General features: G+C 47.2%; 17 protein-coding genes. 8 read left to right on the top strand and 9 right to left on the bottom strand.

All coding sequences use genetic code 11. The features are described 5' to 3' along the window. Window positions 1–223 precede the first annotated feature (223 nt). From QUA45_RS05870 to QUA45_RS05850, 5 genes are all read right to left on the bottom strand, one after another. Window positions 224–1,300 carry a 30S ribosomal protein S1 gene (locus tag QUA45_RS05870; RefSeq protein ID WP_333067149.1) on the bottom strand — a complete coding sequence of 359 codons (1,077 nt, stop codon included), beginning with the start codon at window positions 1,298–1,300 and terminating at the stop codon, window positions 224–226. A gap of 266 nt (window positions 1,301–1,566) precedes the next feature. After that, window positions 1,567–2,124, bottom strand: a complete 558-nt coding sequence (gene nrdR / locus QUA45_RS05865) for a transcriptional regulator NrdR (RefSeq protein WP_333095567.1) — start codon at window positions 2,122–2,124, stop codon at window positions 1,567–1,569. A 194-nt stretch (window positions 2,125–2,318) separates the two neighbouring features. Next, window positions 2,319–2,414, bottom strand: coding sequence for a photosystem II reaction center protein T (locus tag QUA45_RS05860; RefSeq protein ID WP_006635641.1), 96 nt, complete (start codon window positions 2,412–2,414; stop codon window positions 2,319–2,321). A 143-nt stretch (window positions 2,415–2,557) separates the two neighbouring features. Continuing rightward, window positions 2,558–4,087, bottom strand: coding sequence for a photosystem II chlorophyll-binding protein CP47 (psbB, locus tag QUA45_RS05855; protein WP_333219915.1), 1,530 nt, complete (start codon window positions 4,085–4,087; stop codon window positions 2,558–2,560). A 198-nt stretch (window positions 4,088–4,285) separates the two neighbouring features. After that, window positions 4,286–4,615, bottom strand: coding sequence for a hypothetical protein (locus tag QUA45_RS05850; RefSeq protein WP_333037185.1), 330 nt, complete (start codon window positions 4,613–4,615; stop codon window positions 4,286–4,288). A gap of 215 nt (window positions 4,616–4,830) precedes the next feature. Here QUA45_RS05850 and QUA45_RS05845 point away from each other — a divergent pair, with 215 nt between their 5' ends. The 3 genes from QUA45_RS05845 (at window position 4,831) to QUA45_RS05835 (ending at window position 7,382) form a co-directional block, all read left to right on the top strand. After that, window positions 4,831–5,184: a transcriptional regulator gene (locus QUA45_RS05845; protein WP_333095556.1), complete on the top strand. Its 354-nt coding sequence runs from the start codon at window positions 4,831–4,833 to the stop codon at window positions 5,182–5,184. Between the two features lie 90 nt (window positions 5,185–5,274). After that, a complete protein-coding gene (mnmG, locus tag QUA45_RS05840) occupies window positions 5,275–7,191 on the top strand; it encodes a tRNA uridine-5-carboxymethylaminomethyl(34) synthesis enzyme MnmG (RefSeq protein ID WP_333219913.1) in 1,917 nt (638 codons plus the stop codon). Between the two features lie 50 nt (window positions 7,192–7,241). Then, on the top strand, window positions 7,242–7,382 hold the full coding sequence (locus tag QUA45_RS05835) for a hypothetical protein (RefSeq protein ID WP_333093808.1): 141 nt from the start codon (window positions 7,242–7,244) through the stop codon (window positions 7,380–7,382). A 490-nt stretch (window positions 7,383–7,872) separates the two neighbouring features. Here QUA45_RS05835 and glgP read toward each other — a convergent pair whose 3' ends face one another. Both glgP and QUA45_RS05825 read right to left on the bottom strand, forming a co-directional pair. Next, a complete protein-coding gene (gene glgP / locus QUA45_RS05830; RefSeq protein WP_333095568.1) occupies window positions 7,873–10,431 on the bottom strand; it encodes an alpha-glucan family phosphorylase in 2,559 nt (852 codons plus the stop codon). A 381-nt stretch (window positions 10,432–10,812) separates the two neighbouring features. Next, on the bottom strand, window positions 10,813–13,710 hold the full coding sequence (locus QUA45_RS05825; protein ID WP_333219911.1) for an EAL domain-containing protein: 2,898 nt from the start codon (window positions 13,708–13,710) through the stop codon (window positions 10,813–10,815). Window positions 13,711–14,500: 790 nt separating this feature from the next. Here QUA45_RS05825 and QUA45_RS05820 point away from each other — a divergent pair. The 5 genes from QUA45_RS05820 to QUA45_RS05800 all read left to right on the top strand — a co-directional run bounded on the left by QUA45_RS05820 (window position 14,501) and on the right by QUA45_RS05800 (window position 21,260). Beyond that, window positions 14,501–15,079 carry a hypothetical protein gene (locus tag QUA45_RS05820; RefSeq protein ID WP_333219909.1) on the top strand — a complete coding sequence of 193 codons (579 nt, stop codon included), beginning with the start codon at window positions 14,501–14,503 and terminating at the stop codon, window positions 15,077–15,079. A gap of 351 nt (window positions 15,080–15,430) precedes the next feature. Next, complete coding sequence (locus QUA45_RS05815; protein ID WP_333219908.1) at window positions 15,431–16,468, top strand: M28 family peptidase; 1,038 nt, start codon at window positions 15,431–15,433, stop codon at window positions 16,466–16,468. 168 nt (window positions 16,469–16,636) lie between these two features. Further along, a complete protein-coding gene (locus QUA45_RS05810) occupies window positions 16,637–18,376 on the top strand; it encodes an ABC-ATPase domain-containing protein (RefSeq protein WP_333219906.1) in 1,740 nt (579 codons plus the stop codon). 77 nt (window positions 18,377–18,453) lie between these two features. Then, entirely contained in the window at window positions 18,454–20,814 is a 2,361-nt protein-coding gene (locus QUA45_RS05805; protein ID WP_333219905.1) for an FHA domain-containing protein, read from the top strand. After that, the gene (locus QUA45_RS05800) at window positions 20,811–21,260 is read left to right on the top strand and encodes an EVE domain-containing protein (RefSeq protein WP_333100060.1); all 450 of its coding nucleotides are present in this window, start codon (window positions 20,811–20,813) and stop codon (window positions 21,258–21,260) included. Before QUA45_RS05805 ends, QUA45_RS05800 begins: the two co-directional genes overlap by 4 nt. 84 nt (window positions 21,261–21,344) lie before the next feature. Here the strand turns inward: QUA45_RS05800 and QUA45_RS05795 are convergent, their stop codons facing one another. Together QUA45_RS05795 and QUA45_RS05790 are read right to left on the bottom strand one after the other, a co-directional pair. Continuing rightward, complete coding sequence (locus QUA45_RS05795) at window positions 21,345–22,385, bottom strand: glucokinase (RefSeq protein ID WP_333219903.1); 1,041 nt, start codon at window positions 22,383–22,385, stop codon at window positions 21,345–21,347. 35 nt (window positions 22,386–22,420) lie between these two features. Further along, a complete protein-coding gene (locus QUA45_RS05790; protein WP_333219901.1) occupies window positions 22,421–24,481 on the bottom strand; it encodes an amylo-alpha-1,6-glucosidase in 2,061 nt (686 codons plus the stop codon). Between the last annotated feature and the right edge of the window lie 29 nt (window positions 24,482–24,510).

The raw sequence follows: 24,510 nt of genomic DNA, 5'->3' as shown, positions 1-24,510 counted from the left end.
ACCCGGCAGCGACTAATGACTAATATCGATTCGCGCTGCGCCGGAATGATATCAAATCCGCGCTTCCGCAGTCTGGCGTGTCGAATCCCGATGCCAACAAATAATTCGCGCAATTTTCATTTTTTTGCCTCACAGTCAACAGTCAACAGTCAACAGTCACAGATCTATATAACTAAAAAAAAAAGAGGGAAAATTCCCTCTTTTAATTACACTAACTGTGAGGTTATTCTTCAGTCGCAGGAGGGATTTCTTCCTCTACATCTAATACTGCTTCGGGTGCTGCTTCGGGTGCTGCTTCCGGCAGATCCTCTTCCATTGCTGACGGTACGTCTTCGAGTTCGTCGGAGATATCATCAGCATCAATGGAGTCTACAGGAATGTCTATGCCTGCTTTAGCTTGCTTTTGAGCCAGCATTTTCTCCCGGAACTTAGCTGCCATTTCCTCAGCTTTTTCGTACACCAATTCGCGATTTTTGACCATCGCGCCCGGTTCCGGTTCCAACTGCTTGGTGGAGAGAGAAATCCGGCCCCTCTCGGCATCCAAGTCAATGATCATCACTTTCACTTCGTCGTTAACATTGAAGACGCTATGAGGCGTATCGATGTGATCGTGTGAAATTTCCGAGATGTGCAGCAAGCCGCTGACGCCGCCGATGTCGATAAAGGCACCGTAAGGCTTGATACCGCGTACTGTACCGATGACGACTTCCCCGACTTCGAGGCGGTTCATCTTGCGCTCAACTAAGGCGCGACGATGACTCAACACTAGGCGGTTGCGGTCTTCGTCTACCTCTAAGAATTTTAATGGTAATTCTTCGGCGACTAATTCTTCCTTCGGTTTGCGGGTACTTATATGAGAACCGGGAATAAAGCCTCGCAAGCCTTCTATTCTCACGAGTGCGCCGCCGCGGTTGGTGGCAAATACTTGCGATCGTACTGTGGCATCTTCTGCTTGCAGTTGTCGCACTCTTTCCCACGCCCGCATATACTCGATGCGCCGAATGGACAGGGTTAATTGTCCGTCTTCATTTTCATCGGTTAGAATGAAAAATTCTCTGGTTTCGTTTGATTGCAATACCTCTTCTGGGCTTTCGACTCGATTGATCGACATTTCCTGAATGGGAATGTACGCTGCTGTTTTAGCACCGATATCAATCAGAGCGCCCCTGGGTTCTATACTAAAAACTGTACCCGCTACTACATCGCCCGGGCTAAAGTGATAGTCATATTTATCAAGTAGGGCTGCAAAATCTTCGTGAGTAAAGCCGATGTCTTTGACTGTGGTTTTGAGATTGACCATGCGAATAGTTTCCTAGGATTTCTCTCCTTCATGTTTTTCGTTTGTGCCGGCAGATATTAGAGATTTTGGTCAAAAAGCGGTTAACTTTTTTCAAAATCTTTTACTAAAGTCAGTTTTTGCTAACTTTTGCCGGGTGCAACTGCACACCAGCGCTTGCCATTACTGTTACTCCATACTCTGTGTTAAAACGTTGAATCTTAACATTCCGAGTCAAGTAGACTATTATAACTTACACGCATACGGGTTTAAAATTAATTTAAGCGAGCTTAGCTGGGACTAGCGCAGGATGCTGGGCTTTCTCGATCGACTGCTTCCAAATCCGGCAAATCTGCGTCAAAATTTGTCCCAGTTGCTGCATCTTCAGCTTCGTTGAGGGGATTCTGAAGGTGATTTAGGGTATCTACAAAATCTCGGATGCCTCGAAATTGCCGATATACGGAGGCAAAACGGACATAAGCGACTTCGCTGAGCGGTCGCAGGTGCAACAACACAAGTTCCCCTATTTCTGAACTGGCGATTTCTCGGAGCGATCGACCTTGGAGTTGGGCCTCGATTTCTTCGGCTAGGGTTTCGAGATGCCCGGAAGACAAACCTGTTTTTTCGCAGGCCCGAATCAATCCCCTGACTAATTTTGACCGGTCAAAAGATTCGCGCTTGCCGTCGCGCTTGATCACCGTAATCGGTACAAATTCTATGCGTTCGTATGTTGTGAAGCGGTGCTGGCAGCTCAAACACTCACGCCGCCGACGGATGCTTTGACCTGATTCGGCTGAACGCGATTCTAAAACCCGGCTATTTGTGTGTTGGCAGGAGGAACAGCGCATGATTGCTGATTTTAACAGGCATTGCCAGCAAATTGCCATTCATCTAACCGCCTGGGGTCTGATGAATGGCTGGACTAGAAAAATCACTTAGCACACAGCGGTGAAATAGTCCCGCACCAAATTAGATCACTATGATGCGGGCTAACCGCAGTCCGGTTCAAGATATTTTGGACTTGCTGGAGGCGTATAGCTAATTATTTGCCAATTCGGGGAGGTTCCCGAAAGGCGATCGCAAAAAATAGTACGCCTATGGCTAAAGCCAGAATCAAAATGTAAGCAACGCTTTCCATGTTAAATTTTCCCTATCTTCCCTTGCCGTATTATTTTATCTTAATTGCTGGTTTTATTATTAACTAAAAAAACCCGGTTTCTTCAAGAAACCGGGTTTTTGTGTAGCGGGGAAGTTTCCCCTCTAGCCAGAGGCTAGCGAAATTTAGAGAGGTTCTTCTCTTCTGGTGGTTACGTCGCCCAGTTTTTGGAACAAGCCCCACTCGACTTGTTCTTCCATGTCAGCCTCAACCCCAGCAAACACGTCGCGGAAGATTGTCCGAGAACCGTGCCAGATATGGCCGAAGAAGAACAGCAAAGCAAAGCAAACGTGTCCGAAGGTGAACCAACCGCGAGTCGAAGTGCGGAAAACGCCGTCAGAATTCAAGGTTTCGCGATCGAATTCAAACACTTCACCTTTTTGAGCAGCGCGAGCAAACTGCTTAACATCTAGAGGATTATTAAAGGTTTGACCGTTAAGTTCGCCGCCGTAGAAGCTGACGGTAACTCCGCTTTGTTCAAAGCTGTATTTTGATTCAGCACGGCGGAAGGGGATATCAGCGCGAACGACCCCATCTTTGTCCGTCAAAATCACTGGGAAAGTTTCAAAGAAGTTGGGAAGGCGGCGAACCGACAATACCCGACCTTCGCTGTCAGTAAATACTGGATGGCCCAGCCAAGATTTAGCAATACCGTCGCCATTGACCATCGCGCCGGCCCGGAACAAACCGCCTTTAGCAGGAGAGTTGCCCACGTAGTCGTAGAAAGCCAATTTTTCGGGAATTTGTTCGTAAGCTTCTTGGAAGCTAGCGCCACCGGCCAAGCTAGCTTGAGCTCTGCGATCGATTTCTTGTTGGAAATAGCCGCTGTCCCACTGATAGCGAGTCGGGCCAAAAAGTTCGATCGGAGTAGCAGCAGAACCGTACCACATCGTACCTGCAACCACAAAGGCTGCGAAGAATACGGCAGCGATACTGCTAGAAAGTACAGTTTCGATATTCCCCATCCGCAGGGCTTTGTAAAGACGTTCCGGCGGCCGCACTGTCAAGTGGAACAAACCGGCAATTACGCCGACTACGCCCGCTGCAATGTGGTGAGCTACGATGCCGCCCGGATTGAACGGATCGAAGCCTTCAGGACCCCAAGCAGGCGCCACTGGCTGGACGTGACCGGTCAGGCCGTAGGGGTCGGACACCCACATTCCCGGCCCAAAAAGTCCCGAAAGGTGAAATGCGCCGAAGCCGAAGCAAAGCAAGCCGGAGAGGAACAGGTGAATGCCAAACATTTTTGGCAAGTCGAGGGCTGGTTCACCGGTGCGAGGGTCTCTGAAAAGTTCTAAGTCCCAAAATACCCAGTGCCAAACTGCTGCTAAGAACAGCAGGCCCGAGAGGACGATGTGAGCGACGGCGACGCCTTCAAAGGACCAGAAGCCCGGATCGACGTTACCTTCGCCGGTGATGCTCCAACCGCCCCAAGAGCCCGTAACTCCCAAGCGAGTCATGAAGGGCAACACGAACATCCCTTGACGCCACATTGGATTCAGAACTGGGTCTGTGGGATCAAAAACTGCTAGTTCATAAAGGGCCATTGAGCCGGCCCAACCTGCCACGAGGGCAGTGTGCATTAAGTGTACAGAAATCAATCGGCCTGGGTCATTTAAGACGACTGTGTGTACGCGATACCAGGGTAGTCCCATTGACTGCGGTTCTCCAAGGTGTAAGTGATGATGTCTATTTTTACGGAAAAATCAGATTCTGAATCCCCAGCAGTTACCTGCAGGGTTTAAACTCTGCCTTTTGCCGACTGCCATCTACCTTCAAAGGTGGAGGCATAAAAATGAAAGTTATTTAAAGAAGTGTATCGAGTGTTAGAACCGATTGCAATATGTTGAGCATTACATTAGTTGCGGGTTGCCCATTTCGCAGCGGGCGGCGATCGTCCCGAGGCGTTCGAGGACTTGCTCGGCATCGATCAGTCTGGTGAGGGTGACGTTGCCGATATTTTTGGCGGGATCGGCAGGATCGGGACGGACTGCTGGTTGGACTTCTACCATGAGTACGGCGTCTTCTACGCGGTAGAGCCACATTTTTTCGTTGCGATCGGAAAGACAGAGGTTGAGCTGTTGGATGTCCGGCGGCCTCCTCCAGGCGGCGTGACTCCACTCGCCACCTACCCCCCAGACGCGCCCAACTTTCCAGCCGTCGGATAAGAAGAAGTATTTCACTTGTGTACGCTTGTTGAGATTTTTTTGTCTAACATAGCGCAAAACAGCAATAGTACGGAATTATTGAACTGCGAAGGCGCGAAGGGTACATATAAATATTGTTATTCGATCGACTATTGCCTATAATATGCTATGTAAGGCATAATTTACTCAAATTAAGATAGCAGATAGTAGATTTACCGGTTATTTGAATAAATTAATGGAGCTAGAAACAGATGACAATTAGCCTGAAGACTATTATGGAGAATTTGCCTCCCGAACAACGAGCAATAGTCGAAAAGCGATCGGTTGAATTAATGGCTGAAGAAATGACATTGCAAGACTTACGAAAAGCAAGGAAATTTACTCAGATTCGCATGGCAGAATTATTAAATATGCGTCAAGAAAATGTCTCGCGACTCGAACGCCGTGCGGATTTGTTGGTATCTACTTTGCAAAGTTATATCGCGGCAATGGGTGGGGAGTTGTCATTTGTCGTAGAATTCAAAGATCGGCCACCCGTAAAAATTACTGGATTAACATCGATGTTTGAAGAAAACAGCTACACTAATGGAGAGGAAGAGTTTTAATTAAGGAAACTAAAACCTAATTTGGCCAGATGTCTCTTATTCAATCTAAAATCTAAAATCTAAAATCTAAAATCTAAAATCTAAAATCGAATGACCGCACAAACACCAGTAGAATTCCAAGACAGTTTCGACATCATCGTAGTAGGTGGCGGACACTCCGGCTGCGAAGCCGCCCTCGCCACTTCTCGCCTCGGCTGTCGCACCCTTCTCCTCACCCTCAACCTCGACAAAATTGCGTGGCAACCTTGCAATCCGGCTGTGGGAGGCCCGGCTAAAACCCAACTTACTAACGAAGTTGATGCGTTAGGCGGGGAAATTGGCAAAATGGCCGATCGCACCTACTTACAAAAGCGCGTCCTCAACGCTTCTAGAGGCCCCGCAGTGTGGGCCCTGCGAGCACAAACCGACAAGCGGAAATACGCCGCTGTGATGAATAATATTGTCGAAAATCAACCGAATTTGACCATCCGCGAAGCGATGGTAACAGACTTAGTTTTGGGCAAAAACGAAGAAGTTATCGGAGTAGAAACATACTTCGGCGTCGCCTTTGAATGCAAAGCAGTAATTCTGACCACAGGCACTTTTTTAGGTGGCACAATTTGGGTGGGCAATAAGTCGATGCCCGCCGGACGTGCGGGAGAATTTGCCGCTGTTGGCTTGACGGAAACTCTCAATCGTTTGGGCTTTGAAACTGGCAGGTTAAAAACAGGAACTCCGGCAAGAGTTGACAAGCGTACTCTCGATTATACCAACCTGGAACCGCAGCCGGGAGATGCAGAGGTTCGCTGGTTTAGTTTCGATCCAGAAGTTTGGATCGAACGGGAACAAATGCCTTGTTATTTAACTCGAACTACGCCAGCTACTCATCAGTTAATTAGAGACAATTTGCACCTTTCTCCAGTCTACGGCGGCTGGGTTGATGCGAAGGGGCCGCGCTACTGTCCGAGTATTGAAGATAAGATTGTGCGGTTTGCGGATAAGGAAAGTCACCAGATTTTTATTGAACCGGAAGGTAGAGATATTCCTGAACTTTATATCCAAGGATTTTCTACTGGTTTACCGGAAAATTTGCAATTGCAAATGCTGCGGACTCTTCCGGGTTTGGAAAAGTGCGAGATGATGCGCCCTGCTTATGCTGTGGAGTATGATTATTTGCCGGCAACTCAGTGCTTTCCAACGCTGATGACTAAGAAGATCGAAGGGCTGTTTTGCGCGGGTCAGGTGAACGGTACAACCGGATATGAGGAGGCGGCGGCACAGGGGATTGTGGCGGGTATTAATGCAGCCCGGTTTGCGAAAAATCAGGAGATGATTGTGTTTCCTCGCGAGCAAAGTTATATCGGGACTTTGATCGATGATTTGTGTACGAAGGATTTGCGGGAACCTTACCGGATGTTGACTTCGCGATCGGAATATCGGCTATTATTGCGATCGGACAATGCTGACCAACGCTTGACGCCACTGGGACGGGAAATTGGTTTGATTGACGATCGGCGCTGGGAGTTGTTCGATCGCAAACAAGCTAATATTGTGGCAGAGAAGGAACGCTTGTACTCGACGCGGGTGAAAGAGCACGAGGAAGTAGGCAAGGCAATTTTTGCTGACACTCAACAAGCGATTAAAGGTTCAATTACTCTGGCTGATTTGTTGCGTCGTCCTGGTTTTCATTATGTGGATTTGGAACGCTACAATTTAGGCAATTCTAGTCTGAAGTTGGCTGAGAAAGATGGTGCAGAAATTGACATCAAATATTCTGGCTACCTGCAAAGACAGCAAAATCAAATCGATGACATTGCCAAACATGAACGCCGACAATTGCCTGCAGATTTGGATTACATGGCAATTACAACTCTCTCCAAAGAATCGCGGGAAAAGTTGGCTAAGGTGAAACCGCTGACGATTGGCCAAGCTGCCAGAATTGGTGGGGTAAATCCGGCTGATGTTAATGCTTTGTTGATTTTTCTGGAAGTGCGAAACCGTCAGCAGCCAGCGGGTGTAGGTAAATAACGTAAACTAGAGGTGTCTCAAGACTCCCTTCAATTTTAGGAAATCGCAGTATGAAAAAGTGTGACTATTGTGGAACCACTATTTTGTTCGGCGGATTTCATATTGATGGATATAGATTCTGGGCTTGGCTGATTCACGGTATGAATCAACTTTTATCGGAAGTTACAAAACTCACCCGACTGGGCTTATAAAAATTCCGAAATCTTGAATTTATACCTGTATTCAGCAACGCCACAAAAAAGGAAAACTGGCAGAATGTCAACTCTAATTGATGAAATTCTGCCAGTATATTGTAGATATTTATAAATCCTCGAACCAAGCCTGAATTTCGCAAATATTCCGCATAAGAATTAGCATTCATCTGTGGTTCAAACGTCCCCGCAATCCCCACCAGTGTTGCCACCCTCAAAGCCTTAGAAGAGCAGCTAGATGCCTTGCTGTATGCTTATATACGCGCTCACTGGTGGTATTAGGGAATAGAGCGGAATTTGGTATTGGGCGATCATTTCACAGCCGGCTACATAATCATTCCCCAACTTCCATAAAGAGTTCGAGAGAGAGGGGGAGACAGCGAGAGGGAGAGGGGGAGAGGGGGAGAATTGGGAAACAAAGTTAAATTCATCCCTGTATCCGTGTCCGAATCCGTGTCATGCCCTTGTTCCCTCTTCCTTCTTCCTTCCTTTAATGTGCCCAGAGAATCACGCCAGCTTCATAAGGACTGCTGAGATTATCGTGCTTCGGCAAAACCCGCAACGACAAACCTTGCAAACCACTAGAAGTATAAGTAATGTCAGCCGTATAAAGGCTAGCATTGTTAGCATCTTCTCCCAAATACTCCATCACCACCGGCACGCCGCCGACAATATCTCCGTTAGCATCAACCGAACCTTGATAAAGTTCGACTTGCACGTCCGCAGGCGTCAATCCCATCAGATTAATCCGAGATTTAACAGAGATCGACTCATTGACCTTAACTTCTTTATCCTGGGAAATATCAACAGCCTCAATCTTAATATCCTTCCACTTCGCGAGAACGTGCTTCTTCCAGTGAGACAATTCCTTGGCGGGAGCGCAATTATCCGAAGTCATCGTGAAGAATCGATCGCTCACCGGGAAATAAGCCCGCCGCGCGTAATCCTTCACCATCCGAGCAGTATTGAAGAAAGGACAGTTCAAGCGAATAGAATCCTTCATTTTCGCCGTCCAACCGCGGGGAATTCCATCAGCATCCCGGTTGTAAAATAGGGGTACAACTTCCTTTTCCATCAAGTCGTACAAAGCATTCGCCTCGACTTCATCCTGATACTTAGTATCTTCGTAAAATTCCCCATGTCCGATCGGCCAACCGGTACGAACATAATCAGCCTCATCCCACCATCCGTCAAGAATGCTCAGATTCGGCAAACCATTCATCGAAGCTTTCATCCCGGAAGTACCCGAAGCCTCACGCGGGCGGCGCGGCGTATTCAGCCACACATCGCAGCCAGACACCATCATCCGAGCGACGTTAATGTCGTAGTTCGGTAAAAACACCATCGAGCTCATCGTCTCGTGCTCGCGGATGAAGTGAACGATATCTCGAATCAATTCCTTACCCGGAATATCCATCGGGTGAGCCTTCCCAGCAATCACAAACTGCACGGGGCGATTTTGATCCCGCATGATCCGCATAATTCGATCGACATCGCGCAAAAATAGCGTCGCCCGCTTGTAAGTAGCGAAGCGGCGCGCAAACCCGATCGTCAGCACCTTCGGATTGAGTGCCTCCCGCGCGTGTTCGATTTCCGTTTGGGCCGCACCGCGCTCGCGCAAAGTCTTTTCCAGCCACTCCCGCGCGAACACCACCAACTCCGATCGACAGCGTTCGTGATTGCGCCATAGTTCCTCATCAGGAATCGACGACATTCTGTCCCAGAGTCGATCGTCCTTGCGAGTCATTTCCCAATCCGGGCCGAGGTATCGATCGTACAACTCCTGAGTAGACTTCGCCACACAACTGCGAGCGTGCACCCCGTTGGTAATCGAAGTAATCGGTACTTCTTCCTGCGGCAAACCCGGCCACAAACCCTGAAACATCGGGCGCGACACCACGCCGTGCAAAGCCGCCACCCCGTTGACAAAACTCGACATTTTAATTGCCAAAATTGCCATATTCAGAGGTGCGGACAAATCGCCAGTATTCTCCCGCCCCAATCCTAAAAACTCATCTTGCGACAAGCCAAACATCTTGGGATACTGACCTAGATAGTGCATCACCATATCCGGCTCGAACAAGTCAAACCCTGCAGGCACCGGCGTGTGAGTCGTAAACATACTGCTCGAAACCACCACCTGTTCCGCTTCCACGAAACTCAGGTGATATTCCTCCATCAGCATCCGAATGCGTTCCAAAGCCATGAAAGCCGCGTGGCCTTCATTCATGTGATAAGCCGTAACTGTCAGCCCCAATGCCTTGAGCATTTTCACGCCGCCGATGCCCAGCATGATTTCTTGGTGCATCCGCAGAGTTTTATCACCGCCGTACAGTTGGTCGGTAATATCTTGGTCGTAGCGGCTGTTAGGTTCAATATTTGTATCCATTAGGTACAAAGGAACCGTTCCCACTTGTACCCGCCAAATCCGGGCATACACCTTGCGGCCGGGATAGTCCACCTCAATCCGCAATTCCGAACCGTCGGGATTGCGTTCTGGGTGCAGCGGCATATTGTAGAAATCGTTGAGCGGATAGCGTTCTTGCTGCCAGCCGTCGGCGTTGAGATACTGCGAAAAATAACCTTCTTGGTATAGCAAGCCGACACCGACTAAGGGCAAGCCCAAATCGCTAGCTGATTTGAGGTGGTCGCCTGCGAGTACGCCCAAACCGCCCGAATAGATCGGTAGGGCTTTAACTAAGCCGAATTCCATCGAAAAGTAAGCGTAGCATTCTTGCTGCTCGGTGCCGCGCTGTTTGCGGTACCAGGCGCGATTTTTGAGATAATCGTCTAACTGCTGGGCTGCTCGGTTCATTTGGGCAATGAAGCCTTCGTCTTCTGCCATTTCTTGCAGTCGCTCTTGAGATATGGTTCCGAGCATCAGCACCGGGTTTTGGTTGCTGGAGTCCCACAGGTCTCGATCGAGGCGGCGGAACAGGTCTTTAGTATCCACATTCCAATCCCAGTGCAAGTTGTAGGCAAGCTTGCGCAGGGGTTCGAGAATTGTCGGTAGCGAAGGGGAAACGTTAAATGTGCGAATTGGCTGCATAGACAAAGCCTTTATGTTGGGGTAGCGATATTTTCCTCTGTCTTTAGGTACAAGTCCGTTATTCTGCACACTATTTTAAGTTTTAACAAGGGCGGGCGATCGTGATCGACCATCATTAAGCACACGGCGCCGTGCCGTGTCCCTAACCAAGCTAAGCTTTTAACTGCGGTGGCGGGAACGAGGACTTGATGCCTCGGAGTTGAAAATCCCTCAAGTTAAGAGCGCTGTGTCACTTTTTGGGCAAGCATCTTAACGAATTGCCGGACAACTTAGGCTCGCTGCAGCGCTCTAGCAGTGATGATGTTGGGGGTGCAGCGGAGGAAAATAAGTCGGGAGACTAAGATTCGCGGTCAAGAACCATAACTAATAACTAATGACTCATTAAGCAATTTGCACTTTCCTCAACATAGAATTTACCAAAAGTTTGCTAGCCTCACCAACCGAGAGGGCAGGGCTGAAATAATAACCCTGAATTTCTTGACAGTGGAGTTCGCGCAAACACTCCAACTGCTCTTTAGTTTCTACCCCTTCGGCTACCACGCTCAAGTTCAAATCTCGCCCCAGCGTCGCTACAGCCTTGGCGATCGCCAGTTCGCAGGGATCGGTCGTCAATCCGCTGACAAAGGATTTATCTATTTTTAAGATATTCAAGGGAAACTTTTTGAGATAATTTAGAGAACAATAACCCGTGCCGAAATCGTCCAACGCAATTTGCACTCCCATATTCTGCAACTCCCTGAGAACTTTTGTGGTATAATCCACATCTTGCATGGCTGTAGTCTCGGTAATTTCTAACTCTAAATACTTGGGTGCTAAACCGCTTTTTTCCAAGCTATTCGCTACCATTTCTAATAAATTAAATTGCTGGAACTGCCGAGCCGAAACGTTGACTGCTACCCGCAAATCTGGCTGCAAAGCATCCTGCCAAGCTTTATTTTGAGTGCAGGCTGTTTGCAGCACCCATTCCCCAATAGCTACAATTAATCCGTTATCTTCGGCGATCGGAATAAATGTAGCGGGAGTAACTAAACCTAATTGTGGATGTTGCCAGCGCAGCAGGGCTTCCATGCCCTGAATTTCCCAAGTAGTGATGTTGACTTTTGGCTGGTAGAAAACCTCAAATTCTCCCTGTTCTAAAGCCTCGTGCAGCCTGTGTTCTATAGTTAGTAACTGGCTGCCTTGGGGATTAATTGTTGAAGTATATAACTGATAGTTATTTCTTCCCATTTCTTTAGCGTGGTACAAGGCAGCATCGGCATTTTTGACTAAAGTTTCGGCATCTTCACCATCATCTGGATAAAGAGCAATGCCGATGCTGCTGCTGACGTGAAACGGTTGTCCTTCTAGTTTAAATGCTGGCTTTAAATTGTTGAGTATTCTTTGAGCTGTTTTAACTGCATCTTCTAAGCAATTGATATCGGGAAGTAGTATGGTAAATTCGTCGCCTCCCCAGCGGGCAACCGTGTCAGTCGATCGCAAAGTGTCGCTGATGCGTCCGGCAAAACCTTCTAAAAGGCGATCGCCCGCAGCGTGACCTAGTGTATCATTAATCTTTTTGAACCTGTCTAAGTCTAAAAACATCACAGCTAGCATTTTTTTTGTTTTTTTAGCTTCTCTTAATGAGGCCAGCAGCCGCTCGTTAAACAGTATCCGGTTCGGTAAACCGGTGAGTTGGTCATAAACAGCTTGATAGCGAATAATTTCTTCAGCTTGCTTGCGCTGAGTAATGTCCATCATAGTACCGATCGCCCTTACTGCTTTGCCACTTTCATTACGGATGATATAGCCACGATCGAGCACAAAAACATATCCCCCATCTGCACGGTGAAAGCTGTATTCTTCCGACCAACATTGAGCGTCTGAGTTCATTGTTTTGTTGAAGCTTAACATCACTCTTTCCCGTTCTTCGGGGTGAATATTTAACCACCAAGATTCTAATTCTATCGTCTGAGTTTCGTTGAGTTTATATCCAAAAACTTTTTCAAATTCTTCGCTCAACCAATACTCATTTTTTAACAAATCAAAATCCCATACGGCGTCATTTGTCGCCCGCGTCAGCAGGTGAAAACGTTCTTCACTTTTGCGGAGTTTTTCTTCGGATTGCACCCGTTCCGTTACATCCCGAAAACTGAATACTCGACCAGTAATTTTGCCTCCGGTGCGCTGGGGCAACGAGTAGCGCTCGAAGATTCTGCCATCTGTCAACTCAATGAGATCGTAACTTTCTTCTGTGGGGCTATTAGACAGTTCTTTAGCACGGTTGAGAAATATTTCCGGATATTTTAACTGGTTGATTCCAAACCCCACAATTTGGTGGTTATCTCTCGAATCAACCAGCAGATCCGGCAACTGCCACATTTCGGCAAATTTGCGGTTAAAGGTGAGCACTGTGCCCCCACTGTCAACCGCCAGAATACCGTCAGCAGTAGATTCAATGGTTGCTTGAAGCAATGAAACAGATGTTTCTAGTTCTAACTCTGCTAATTTGCGATCGCTGATGTCAAATGCTGTGATTAAGATGGAAGCTTTTTTTTCAAATTTTATAATATCTACAGTTGCTTCAATCCAGCGCATTTTTCCGCTTTTCGCGACTATTATTAATTCATATTTTGACTCTGCATTTGAGCGTGCGTGGCTGGATTTACCCCAGTTTTTAACTATTTCTATAAAATCTCGATGAATTATGTCGTATAAATCCAATGCTAGTAATTCTTCGCGAGTATATCCTGTCAGAGCTTCTGTCTGAGCATTGACATAGCGGAACTGTCTGCGGTGATAGATAAACGCAACAGCATTAACAGTTTCTATCAGTTGGCGAAACTTTTTTTCACTGCGCCGCAAATTTCTTTCAGCTCGCTTGCTATCGGTAATATCTTGTGCTATGTATAACTTGCCGCTGACCTTGCCTTGACTGTCGCGAATAATTAAAATAGAAAGGTGTACAATTATTTTTTTTCGGTGTTTAGAAAGATAAACTTTTTCGACGTGGCGGACAGAACCTTCGACTGTTAAACTTGCTAACTCTAACTCGGGTGGCGGTGATTCAGTTTTCTTAAAAAGTCCAGCTATTGGTTTGCCTAACAACTCTTTTTTAGAGTATCCCAGAAGTTGACAGGTAGCTTGGTTTAACGACAGGATATGGCCGCCCGGGGTGGTCGCAATTATAGAGACGTTCATTTCCTCGCAAATATCGAGAGCATATTCGGCAGTTTGCTGCAAATCGTGGGTCATTTGGGCAATAGTATGCCAGATATCCAGTTCTTTTTTTGGATACAACACTTTTTCTCCTTTTGGTAGCTTGTCCTTATCTGTTTCAGACTTCGTTTTAATTAACCTCATAGTCTTGGATAATATATTTACTGTTTTACCCCTAATCAATAATGAGATTAATAAAAAAATAAAAACCAGATAATTACCGATTATTTTTAAGCTAAAATTAGGTTCTTTTATCTGGCTTTCGTGAGATTGTATATAATTGTAAGTCGGTAATTGTAGTGGCTCAATGGGGGATAATTTATCCAAAAATAATGGGGCGCTTGCAGAAGTAAGGGGGGGAGATGCCGAGCGCAAATAGCTATGTTTCTGAGACCTAATCAAAATCCATTCTACAAGGAGAGTGCCATGCCCATCTCCTAGACTTGTCGGTAACATTTTTGGATTTATGCCACATTCCACACCAAAAATAGCAACCGTGAAATATCCCAATATTAATTGAAAAATTATTTTCATTTGCTCTATTTCCTAATTTTAAATATTTTTTTTAGCTCTCATAAATCTCCAAAATTTTAGGAGAACTTTATCTACCATAGGAAAACCCAGCCACCCGGAATTTATGTGGATTTGTAAATTAAGTATTACAAAAATAATAATTTAGCTTTATAACTAATTACAATTTTAATCTTAATCTAAAATATGTCATCAGCCATTGTGCCACAAATTATCCGCCATTCTGCCTAGACACCGGGTGGGAGCGCTAAAATTAGATAATTCCCGCAAGGAGGCGACCGGGACTTGTTAGAAAAATAAACAATTAGCTTAAAATCTATGCAGAGGTCCACTAATTGAACCCATGAGTCAGACCATCCCAGAACTCCAAAAAGAAGTCCGCGCGCTGCAAGCAGAAGTTGCCACCCTGCAAGAGGCGCGGGAAAAACTTGCCGTACAGCGCTCAGAGTGCCGAGTGGCAGTCAGTTTTCCCAAAAATAATACTCCTGAAGCCATTGCCGAGTTCCACAAGCAAACTGCTGCTTTTGGGGAGCAGTGGTTACAGCAAATCCAGGAAATTGACCGAGAGACTAAAAATATTGAAAAGCAACTGCAACAAAAACAGGGTTTACTCAATTACAAGCAAGGTGAACTAGAAAAATTGCTTGCCGGACAGCACTGGCAAGAAGTGGAAAACCACGTTCAAACCGGGGAAAAACGCTTGCAAGCACAAGCTCGTAGAATCAATCAAGCAGCAGCGCATCTAGAGGCAGAAATTCAAGCTTTGAAAGCACTGTACGACCAACTCAACCCGAGTTATTCCGAGTGGTTTCAACAACCAACTCAAATAGTTGAATTTTCTGCAAAAACTATTCCTTATGCTTTTCCCAGTAGCAGTGGCTTAATCTTGGATAATAAGGAGATTGAGTGGGAAAAAAAGTAGTTTTGACTTGTAATTTTTAAAGGTAAATTAGTGACTTGAATGTCGCCGTCGAATGCCCAATAAGCAAGACAGATTCGACGGCAACATCCCAAGACTTTTACCTGTTTGTTGAAAGCAAAAATACAAAACTGCCTCTGGCACACCTAATTTTAATATTTTTGAGTTTCATTTTTTGAAACAGGTTTATTTGTAGCTCTGGTGTCAACCTACAATCTAAAATATAACAGTTCTGGACCCATCAACCGGGTTTGACAAAAAGACTTTGTTGCAGCCCTCGCTTCTGCTAAAACACCCGGTTGATGAGAGCAAGGAGTACGTAAGCTCTGTCTAAAATCTCACATAGACTTACTGATGAAACAATTGATTTGGATAGCGCTATTTATTCTAGTTGCGGTGGTAGCTGTGGGTTGGCATTCTGACTCGTGGCAGCGGTTGTCGGCTGTACCCGAAGTTGGGATTGATCGCAATATCCACACTTCTCAAAACCCGTCTCCCTTAACGCTTCCGGCTGAAAAAAATACTTTTTTTCAGCCGCAAATTGACCCGTCCAGGCTGTGGAAACACGTCGAGACTTTAGCAGGAGAACGCGATGGAGAACGATCTCGCTCCTTTACTAGAGACTACATTTCCCAGCAATTGCAAACATTAGGATTTTCCGCAGATTTGCAGCGGTTCGATCGCGGAATCAACGTCTTCGCTGAGAGAAAAGGCACTGACTCAAACGCCGGTGCAATTTTAGTCGCAGCACACTACGATACTGTACCCAACTCGCCCGGGGCTGACGACAATGCGACGGGAGTCGCTGTAGTTTTAGAAGTAGCAAGATTGCTGGGTTCTCGGCCCACGCCTCGGACGCTGCAATTAGCATTTTTCGACCGGGAAGAAATGGGACTTTTAGGCAGTTTAGCATTCACAGGTAGCGACGCGCGGTTAAAAAATTTGCAGGGAGCGATCGTCCTGGATATGGTAGGTTATGCCTGCCGCACGCCCGGATGCCAGCAATATCCCGAAGGATTAACAGCGCAACCTTTTTTAGAAGCATCGGGGGTAAAATCTCCCGACAAAGGTGAGTTTATCGCTGTGATTGGGGATGCGGAACATCCGCTGCTATTGAAAAGTTTTGCAGATTCTGGAAAAGCCGATTTACCTGCGGTGGTGGCGCTGCCGGTTCCCCTCAAAGGGTTGCTGACTCCCGATGTTTTACGCAGCGACCACGCGCCTTTCTGGTATAAAGGAATTGGTGCTGTGTTGGTGACGGATACTGCAAATTTGCGATCGCCCCACTATCACCAATCTAGCGATACATTAGCAACTATCGATCGACCTTTTTTCGCCGGTTCTGCTCAAATTGTTGTTAATGCCACGGCTAAATTATTGGAAATTAGATAATTGGTAACTACTCGTTACCAGGCAGAGCCTGGTAACGCATATCCGGAGGATCTGCCTCCAATTTTCCCACGCCAAGCAAGCGAGGCAGATCCTCTGAAAATCGGTTCCTAGGCTCTGCTTAGGAACTAGGTAAATAACTAATAACTAATAACTAATAATTAATAACCAATGATTAAGAAAGAAAGCCTGCAACGGCATTTACTGCAACTAGACAATCGAGGCTACAAAGCCTACAAAGACATTCAAGGTAACTACGACTTTTCTGAATTCACATTAATTATTGATTACGTGCAGGGAGATCCGTTTGCTTCTCCCAGTAAATTTAGAGTCATAGTTCCCCCCAACATTGCTCAAATTCCCCGCGAACTTTTCAACTCTCGCAGTCGAGAAATAGCCCTGCGAGATTACCTGACTCGGCAGTTTGACCGAGCAGCACACAGCATCAGCAGCAAACGTGGCACTGGGAAAAGTGGTATGATTGCAGTGACTCGCTTCGGACAAGAAGTTTTAGAGCGAACTTCCGCATTTATCATTTCGTCAAATACATCCGATATGGCAGATTTAGGAGGAGTTGAACTGCGGTTTGCCGTCGGACTTCCAGCGGGAGGGCGCAGTATCTTAGGGCGACAAGCTGCTGAAATGCTGTGCGAAGATATTCCCCAAATTGTTAGCAATTCTCTCAAATATTCTCACTTAAATGCGGCTGAATGTCGCCGTCACGTTGAAACTGTAGAAGATGCTGACTGGCTGCGGGAACAGTTAGCTGAAAAAGGATTAGTTGCGTTTGTGGCTGACGGTTCTATTTTGCCCCGCCGCACGGGTGTTGACGAGCGCCCTTTGTTAAATAATGCTGTGGCTTTTCAGTCGCCGCCGTCATTAAAAGTTGAGTTTAATTGTCCGAATCGCGGTTTGATTTCCGGTATGGGTATTCCCGCTGGCATTACTTTGGTTGTTGGAGGCGGCTATCACGGCAAATCTACTTTACTCAGGGCCATCGAGTTGGGAGTTTACAACCGAATTCCGGGAGATGGTCGGGAATTTGTGGTGACTAATCCTGCGGCGGTTAAAATTAGAGCGGAAGATGGCAGAAGTGTGGCGGGAGTTGATATTTCGCCTTTTATTAACCACTTGCCGCAAGGTAGAGATACTGCACAATTTTATACTGAAAATGCGAGCGGTAGCACGTCGCAAGCTGCTAATATTATTGAGGCTTTGGAAGTGGGGAGAATGCCTATTTTATTGGTGGATGAGGATACGGCGGCGACGAATTTCATGATTCGCGATCGCCGAATGCAGGAACTCATCGCTAAGGATAAGGAACCGATTACACCGTTTATTGATAAAGTGAGAGAATTGTATGCAGATTATGGCGTATCGACTATTTTAATAATGGGGGGAAGTGGCGATTATTTTGATGTGGCAGATACTGTGATTTCAATGGATAACTTTCACGCATATAATGTGACGGAAAAAGCTAAAGAAATTGCTAAAAAATACTCGACTAGCCGTGCTGCTGAAGGGGGAGAAAATTTTGGTGAGATTACTCAAAGAGTGCCGATTCCTGCTAGTTTAGATCCGAGTCGGGGACGGCGAGATGTGCGGGTAAAGGTGCGGGATGTTGATAAATTGGCTTTCGGAACTGAGGATATTGATTTGGGTGCTGTTGAACAAATTGTGGACAGCGGACAGTTAAGGGCGATCGCTGCGGCAATGGTTTATGCTAAGCAGCAATACATGGACGGGAAACGCACTTTGTCGGAAATCATAGATTTGGTGATGGCAGATATTGACGCGGAGGGGATGGATATTTTATCACCTTTTCCTGAAGGGGATTTTGCCATGTTTCGACGGTTTGAATTGGCGGCGGCAATTAATCGGCTTCGCAGTTTGTCGGTTGTTGCCAAATAGGTTTGCTTAATATAAGTGTATTGTTGTCCTACTTTTGATATGCTGACCAAAGTGAGTGCAAAAACTGCGATTGAAGTATGACAGGCAATATAGGACAACTGACTGCTTTAAGCGATCGACCTTATATAGTATTAAGCAATCAAGGGGAGGTTTTACAGTTAGAGTTAAAACAGCAGCAGCACGTATTGGGGCGCGATCGCACTCGTACTGATTTAGTCATTCCCGAACCCTGGCGCGCAGTTTCCGGCGTTCACGCTGTTTTGCGCCAAATTGGGGATAATTACTGGATTTACGACGGTGACGGCCAGCGGCCGAGCACTAATGGCTTATTTGTCGATCGCACTCGCATCACTCCCAATGACGGTTATTGTCTGAAAAACGGTACAGAAATTAAAATCGGTCTCGATCATCAAAATCAAATTTTGCTGAGTTATTTTAATCCGCTGGCGAATCAGGTTGCTGTCCCTAGCAAGCAGTCACTTCTTCTTAAGAATCGGTCGGTTTTGTTGGGCCGCGATCCAAACGCTTCGCTGCAATTAGATGCGCCGCTGGTTTCTAGACGCCACGCCACAATCGACCAAGACAGCCGCGGTAATTATATTTTGCGAGACCACAGCGTTAACGGAGTTTTGGTTAACGGTCAGCGAGTGACAAATTCTGTACAGTTGTCCGAGGGAGATGCAATTCGGATCGGCCCGTTTACTCTAACTTACCGCAGCGGTGAGTTGCAGATGCAAGACTCCGGCCATCAAATTCGTTTGGATGCTGACAGTCTGGTGATTCCGAAGCGTTTGGATAACATCACTTTGGCGATCGAACCGGGGCAGTTTGTGGCTTTAGTCGGCGGTAGCGGCGCTGGCAAATCTACTTTAATGCGGACGCTTTTAGGCATTGAAAAAACTACTAACGGCGCTGTGTTTCTCAATGGCGACAACCTGCGCCAAAACTTCAATATTTACCGCAATCAAATCGGTTACGTACCTCAAGATGATATTGTACACGCAGATTTAACAGTAGAAGAAGTCTTGAGTTATGCAGCTCAATTGCGCTTACCTCCCGATACAGATGTCCAGCAGGTAGTCGCAAAAACTTTAGAAGATATTGAAATGACTCACCGCCGCAAGGCTTGGGTAAAACAGCTTAGCGGCGGACAGCGGAAGCGGGTCAGCATCGGAGTCGAACTGTTAGCAGATCCGAAACTTTTCTTTTTAGACGAACCGACTTCAGGACTCGATCCGGGTTTGGATAAGAAGATGATGCAACTGCTGCGAAAGTTGGCAAATCAAGGCCGGACGGTGATTCTGGTGACTCACGCGACGGCAAATATCACGATGTGCGATCGTATTGTGTTTATGGGTCGCGGCGGACGCCTTTGTTACTTCGGCCCGCCCAGGGAAGCGCTGGATTTTTTCGATGTCAAAACAAGTGATTTTGCAGACATTTACAACGAATTAGAAACAGGAGAAACTAACCTTCAAAGCTGGGCAGAAAAGTTTAACAAATCTCCCTACTATCAGCGCTATATTGTCAACCACTTCAGCACAGGCCAGGCTAATGCACAAATACCTTCAGCACCTTCTGCACCAAAATCTCAATCTTTTGTCAAACAACTCGTTTTGCTTGCCCAGCGCTATTTTCAACTCGTTTCCCGCGACTTAGTTAACTTGAGTTTAGCTCTTTTAACGGCTCCGATCGGCATTAGTTTGCTGCGGCTAGCGGTCAGAGATAAAGACCCGTTAATTGGCGCACCGGAGGCAACTTTAGCACCTTTAGCCCTCAGAGTTTTATTTGTATTTACTTGCGCGGCTATTTGGGTGGGGCTGGCAACTTCTCTCCAAGAAATTGTTAAAGAATCTGCTATTTATTTGCGCGAACGTTTGGTAAATTTAGGATTGTTTGCTTATTTGGGTTCAAAGTTTTTCATACTTTCTGGTTTGGCAGTATTGCAAACGCTGTTAATGGTAGGAGTTATTCTGAGTGCGTTTAAATCCCCAGAACCGAGTTTTATTTCCTGGTTTCTGGGAGCAAGTATTACCACATTCCTAACTTTAATGAGCTGCATAAGTCTCGGATTAGTCGTTTCCGCGATTGTTAAAAATAGCTCTCAAGCTAACAGCGCTTTGCCTCTCTTATTGCTGCCTCAAATTATTTTTTCTGGAGTTTTGTTTAAGATGGAAGGTGCGGCGAGCAAGTTTTCTTGGCTGATGTTAAGCCGCTGGTCTGTGGGTGCTTACGGCTCTTTAGTTAATGTGAATGGGATGGTTCCCGCGCCTACTACATTGCCGGATGGGGGTACCCTTCCTCAGCCGTTTGAGCCTACTCCGGTTTACGATCCAACATGGGAAAATTTGGGTTTGAACTGGGGTATTTTGTGCGTGCATATTTTTGTTTATTTGATGTTGACTCTATGGTTGCAGAAGCGGAAGGATATTTTATGAATTATTGGCTGATGAAGTCGGAACCGGATGTTTACAGTATTGCCGACTTGAAGAGCGATCGCACTTGTACTTGGGACGGCGTTCGCAACTATCAAGCTCGCAATTTTCTGCGAGCAATGAGTCGGGGAGATTTAGTATTTTTTTACCATTCCAATACTAAAATTCCGGGAATAGTTGGGTTGGTGCGCGTCGTTGAGACTGAGATTGCTGACCCGACTCAGTTCGATATAAATAGCGAATATTACGATACTAAATCGCAGTTAAATGCTCCTCGCTGGCAAACTGTGAAAGTGGAGTTTGTTGAGGAGTTTGCTAAATTAATATCTTTGGATGAACTGAAACAAAAGTTTAGCGCTGATGAGATTTGGGTGGTGAGGAAAGGTAATCGGTTATCGGTAATGCCTGTATCTGAAGGTGCTGCTGAGAAGATTTTGAAGATGACATAATTATAGCTAAGTAGGGTGCGTCAGCAGAGCATTATTTATTCAAAAATTTATAAGCTGAAAGCTGACGCACCATACAATTATTAACTAAAGACCTGCTGCACAAACCGCCGCTCCAATTAACCCTACATTATCATTCAAAACCAATCGAACTGGCATCATTTCTAACAGCGAATCCATCCGGCCTTTGTGCCTAAAAGCTCGCATAAAACCCCCTTCTAGAATCAGCGGCAAAATTTTAGCAGCAATGCCGCCAGCTACGTACAAACCGCCGTAAGGTAAAAGTGTCACAGCCAGATTTCCCGCCACAGCGCCGTAAGCTTCTACAAACATTTGCATTGTTTGTTCCGAAAGCCGATCGCACTTTTTGAGTGCCGCCTGTGCAATTGTCGCCCCCGGATCGACACTCTTCTCGCTTTTACCGATTTCTGACTCCCATTTTTTGATAACTTCCCCTACCTCCGGCGATTCAGGAGCGAACTTTCTGTCCCGCAAAAACTGGTAAATTGAAACAATCCCTTGTCCCGAAACTACACGCTCGATCGATATTCTTTGAATGTCGTGTTTTGCTAACAAATATTTCAGCAATTGAAACTCCAACTCCGAGCGAGGGGCAAAGTCACCGTGTCCCCCTTCCGAAGAAAAAACTCTGATGCCATTTGCTTCGGGAATTGCAAAACAATTTCCCAAACCAGTACCCGCACCAATCACAGCAATTGGATCGTGTTGGCGGGGTTTTCCTACTTGCAAAACGTGCAAATCTCGATCGTCCAAACCCCAAACGCCGTAGCCAACCGCAACAAAATCATTAATTAAACTGACGCGGGATATTCCTAATTCTTGTTCCAGACGCTTTGCTTCCAGCACCCAAGGCAAATTAGTCAGTTTTGCACTGTTGTTGACTACCGGCCCGGCGATCGCAAAACAAGCTTTTTCAGGTTGTGGTGCAAAATTTAACTTAATAGCAGCTTCCGTCAAAAACTGCCGCACCATCGGTACTAAATCAGGGAACTCCCCGCTCGGATAGCGAAACTCGTAAAGAGCGTTCATTTCACCGTTAACAGTCCTTTCCACCAAGCGCAAAATCGTCTTTGTTCCGCCAATATCGCCCGCTAATAATAATGCCATAAATCTCTTTTTCCACCAAACATAACATTCCCCATTTAAACACCCACAGTATTAATTGCCAACCAAGCCCGCAGCACCTCAGCCACAGTCCAAGCTTGAGCCGTGCAGCCTCGGGGCGAGTGGGGGGCGTCGCCCTCAAAAATTTCGCCCAGACTGCCAACTCCGCCGCTCATTATATGATGTGTCATCGGTTGGAGGAATTCGCGAGCTTGTCCTGGGTCTTTGTATACGTGCAAGTGCGCCAAGACAAACGGGCCAATCAGCCAGCCCCAAGCTGTACCCTGGTGGTAGGCACTGTCGCGCTGCAATTGGTTGCCTCCGTATGCGCCGCGATACTGCGGGTGCTGCGGCGAGAGGCTGCGGAGGCCGTGAGAAGTTAGAAGCTGTTGGGCGCAGCCGTCCACCACGCCGCGCTGCTGGATGGGCGTCAGTAACGGTGTATAGCGGGTTTCTTGGCGCATCCCCGCTGACAATGAGTTGGCGGAGTGAGGAGGAATCGAGTCTAGGGGCAAGGATACGGCGAATATTTGGTTGGGCCGCAGGGAGCTATCGTGTCCGTCGGGGCCGTCTAGAACGTCGTAACAGTAACCGGTTGAGGCGTTCCAGAAGCGAGGGAATCCGGCGGCTGTTCGATCGCCCAATTGCTGGTATTCATTGTGAGGCTTGCCCAGTTTTCGAGCAAAACTTGCCATAGCTTGTATAGCATTGTACCAAAGCGCGCTGAGTTCGATCGGCTTACCAATCCGAGGCGTCACCACCCAATCGCCGATTTTCGCATCCATCCAAGTCAGTTGCACCCCGGTTTCGCCCGCGTAGACTAAACCGTCATCGGGATCGACGCGGATGTTATACCGAGTACCCTGCAAGTGCCAGTCAACAATCTCACATAACACAGGCCAGAGTTCGGTCAAAAGTTCGTCGTCGCCCGTGGCATCGATATAAGCGCGGATTGCCTCAAAGTACCACAGCGTGGCGTCTGCGGTGTTGTATTCCGGTTCGCCGCCCGCATCCGGGAAGCGGTTCGGCAGCATTCCCCGATCGACATACCGTGCAAATGTCCGCAAAATCGATCGCGCAATTTCCCATCGCCCGGTACAGATTGTGAGGCCTGGCAGGGCGATCGTCGTATCGCGCCCCCAGTCGCTGAACCAGGGATATCCGGCGATAATCGTTTTGCCTTGGGGTTCCTCCGGTAGCGGGCGGCTGACGATAAATTGGTCGGCGGCGAGCACTAAGGTATTGATCCAGTCGGGAGATTCGCTCACTTTTGACCAGTTTTGCAGCAGTTCTCCCTCATAAGTGCGGCGCACTTCTAAAGCTTTACCGCCGTTGAGTTCGGGATTTTTCTCGGTGCTGGCTATCAATGTGAGAGAACTTCCCGGTGCGATCGTCATGTGAAAAGTCGCCGCGTGCAAGTGATCCTCGCAGCAATCCAATCCCCGGCGCTTTTCGGCTGCTAGATCCAATCCGTAATGCCAATTGTATAAGGGCGCAGAGACTCGAAATTTGGCTTCGGGTGTGGCATCTGTCAGCAGGTACAGGGGTGCAGCCTTGGGAAATGCAGTCACGCAAACCCCGCTTTCCAAGGGTTCTAGGCTCATCTGCCAGTCGCCGGCGCTCGTCGTGTGGTGGTAGTCGCGGTAGTTGACTAGGGCTTTGACAGCGAGGGCGATCGGTTGTGAGGCGCGGTGCAAGCGGTATTGAATATATGTTGTGTTAGCACCTTGCTGCATCCAAATCCGCTTTTCCAGGATAGCGTCGGCGAGAGCAAACTTCCAAACAGGCGTCGTGCCTTCTAGGTGAAAGCTTTCGATGTATTTGTAGCCGTGGGGTTCCATCGTCGCGTCGGCCCAGCGGTTTGTATAAAGCGGATAGGCGCGATCGTGATACACAGCCGTCTCGTCCAGCTTGGCCAGCATCAAAGTGCGTCCCAGCGGAGGTTTGAGGGCGGCTACCAGCAACCCGTGATAGCGGCGGGTGAGGAGATTTGCGATCGTCCCGCTAGCGTAACCGCCGATCCCGTTTGTGACCAACCACTCCCGAGACTCCGCCGAGTCGAGATTGCAGCAGATTTCCCGTCCAAAAGCCATAACCATACAGTCCACACTCGCGCTGATTTTTGACC

It is taken from the genome of Microcoleus sp. Pol12A5 (genome assembly GCF_036701435.1).
GTDB lineage: Bacteria > Cyanobacteriota > Cyanobacteriia > Cyanobacteriales > Microcoleaceae > Microcoleus.
Note: the sequence above shows the minus strand (reverse complement) of the source record. Positions and strands in the feature narration are given on the sequence as shown.

What these genes read in the sequence shown, in the direction of transcription:
- psbB (WP_333219915.1), bottom strand. Translation starts at nt 4,087, where the DNA reads ATGGGACTACCCTGGTATCGCGTACACACAGTCGTCTTAAATGACCCA.
- mnmG (WP_333219913.1), top strand. Translation starts at nt 5,275, where the DNA reads ATGACCGCACAAACACCAGTAGAATTCCAAGACAGTTTCGACATCATC.
- QUA45_RS05835 (WP_333093808.1), top strand. Translation starts at nt 7,242, where the DNA reads ATGAAAAAGTGTGACTATTGTGGAACCACTATTTTGTTCGGCGGATTT.
- QUA45_RS05815 (WP_333219908.1), top strand. Translation starts at nt 15,431, where the DNA reads ATGAAACAATTGATTTGGATAGCGCTATTTATTCTAGTTGCGGTGGTA.
- QUA45_RS05795 (WP_333219903.1), bottom strand. Translation starts at nt 22,385, where the DNA reads ATGGCATTATTATTAGCGGGCGATATTGGCGGAACAAAGACGATTTTG.
- QUA45_RS05790 (WP_333219901.1), bottom strand. Translation starts at nt 24,481, where the DNA reads ATGGTTATGGCTTTTGGACGGGAAATCTGCTGCAATCTCGACTCGGCG.
- glgP (WP_333095568.1), bottom strand. Translation starts at nt 10,431, where the DNA reads ATGCAGCCAATTCGCACATTTAACGTTTCCCCTTCGCTACCGACAATT.
- QUA45_RS05805 (WP_333219905.1), top strand. Translation starts at nt 18,454, where the DNA reads ATGACAGGCAATATAGGACAACTGACTGCTTTAAGCGATCGACCTTAT.
- QUA45_RS05845 (WP_333095556.1), top strand. Translation starts at nt 4,831, where the DNA reads ATGACAATTAGCCTGAAGACTATTATGGAGAATTTGCCTCCCGAACAA.
- QUA45_RS05820 (WP_333219909.1), top strand. Translation starts at nt 14,501, where the DNA reads ATGAGTCAGACCATCCCAGAACTCCAAAAAGAAGTCCGCGCGCTGCAA.
- QUA45_RS05800 (WP_333100060.1), top strand. Translation starts at nt 20,811, where the DNA reads ATGAATTATTGGCTGATGAAGTCGGAACCGGATGTTTACAGTATTGCC.
- nrdR (WP_333095567.1), bottom strand. Translation starts at nt 2,124, where the DNA reads ATGCGCTGTTCCTCCTGCCAACACACAAATAGCCGGGTTTTAGAATCG.
- QUA45_RS05870 (WP_333067149.1), bottom strand. Translation starts at nt 1,300, where the DNA reads ATGGTCAATCTCAAAACCACAGTCAAAGACATCGGCTTTACTCACGAA.
- QUA45_RS05860 (WP_006635641.1), bottom strand. Translation starts at nt 2,414, where the DNA reads ATGGAAAGCGTTGCTTACATTTTGATTCTGGCTTTAGCCATAGGCGTA.
- QUA45_RS05810 (WP_333219906.1), top strand. Translation starts at nt 16,637, where the DNA reads ATGATTAAGAAAGAAAGCCTGCAACGGCATTTACTGCAACTAGACAAT.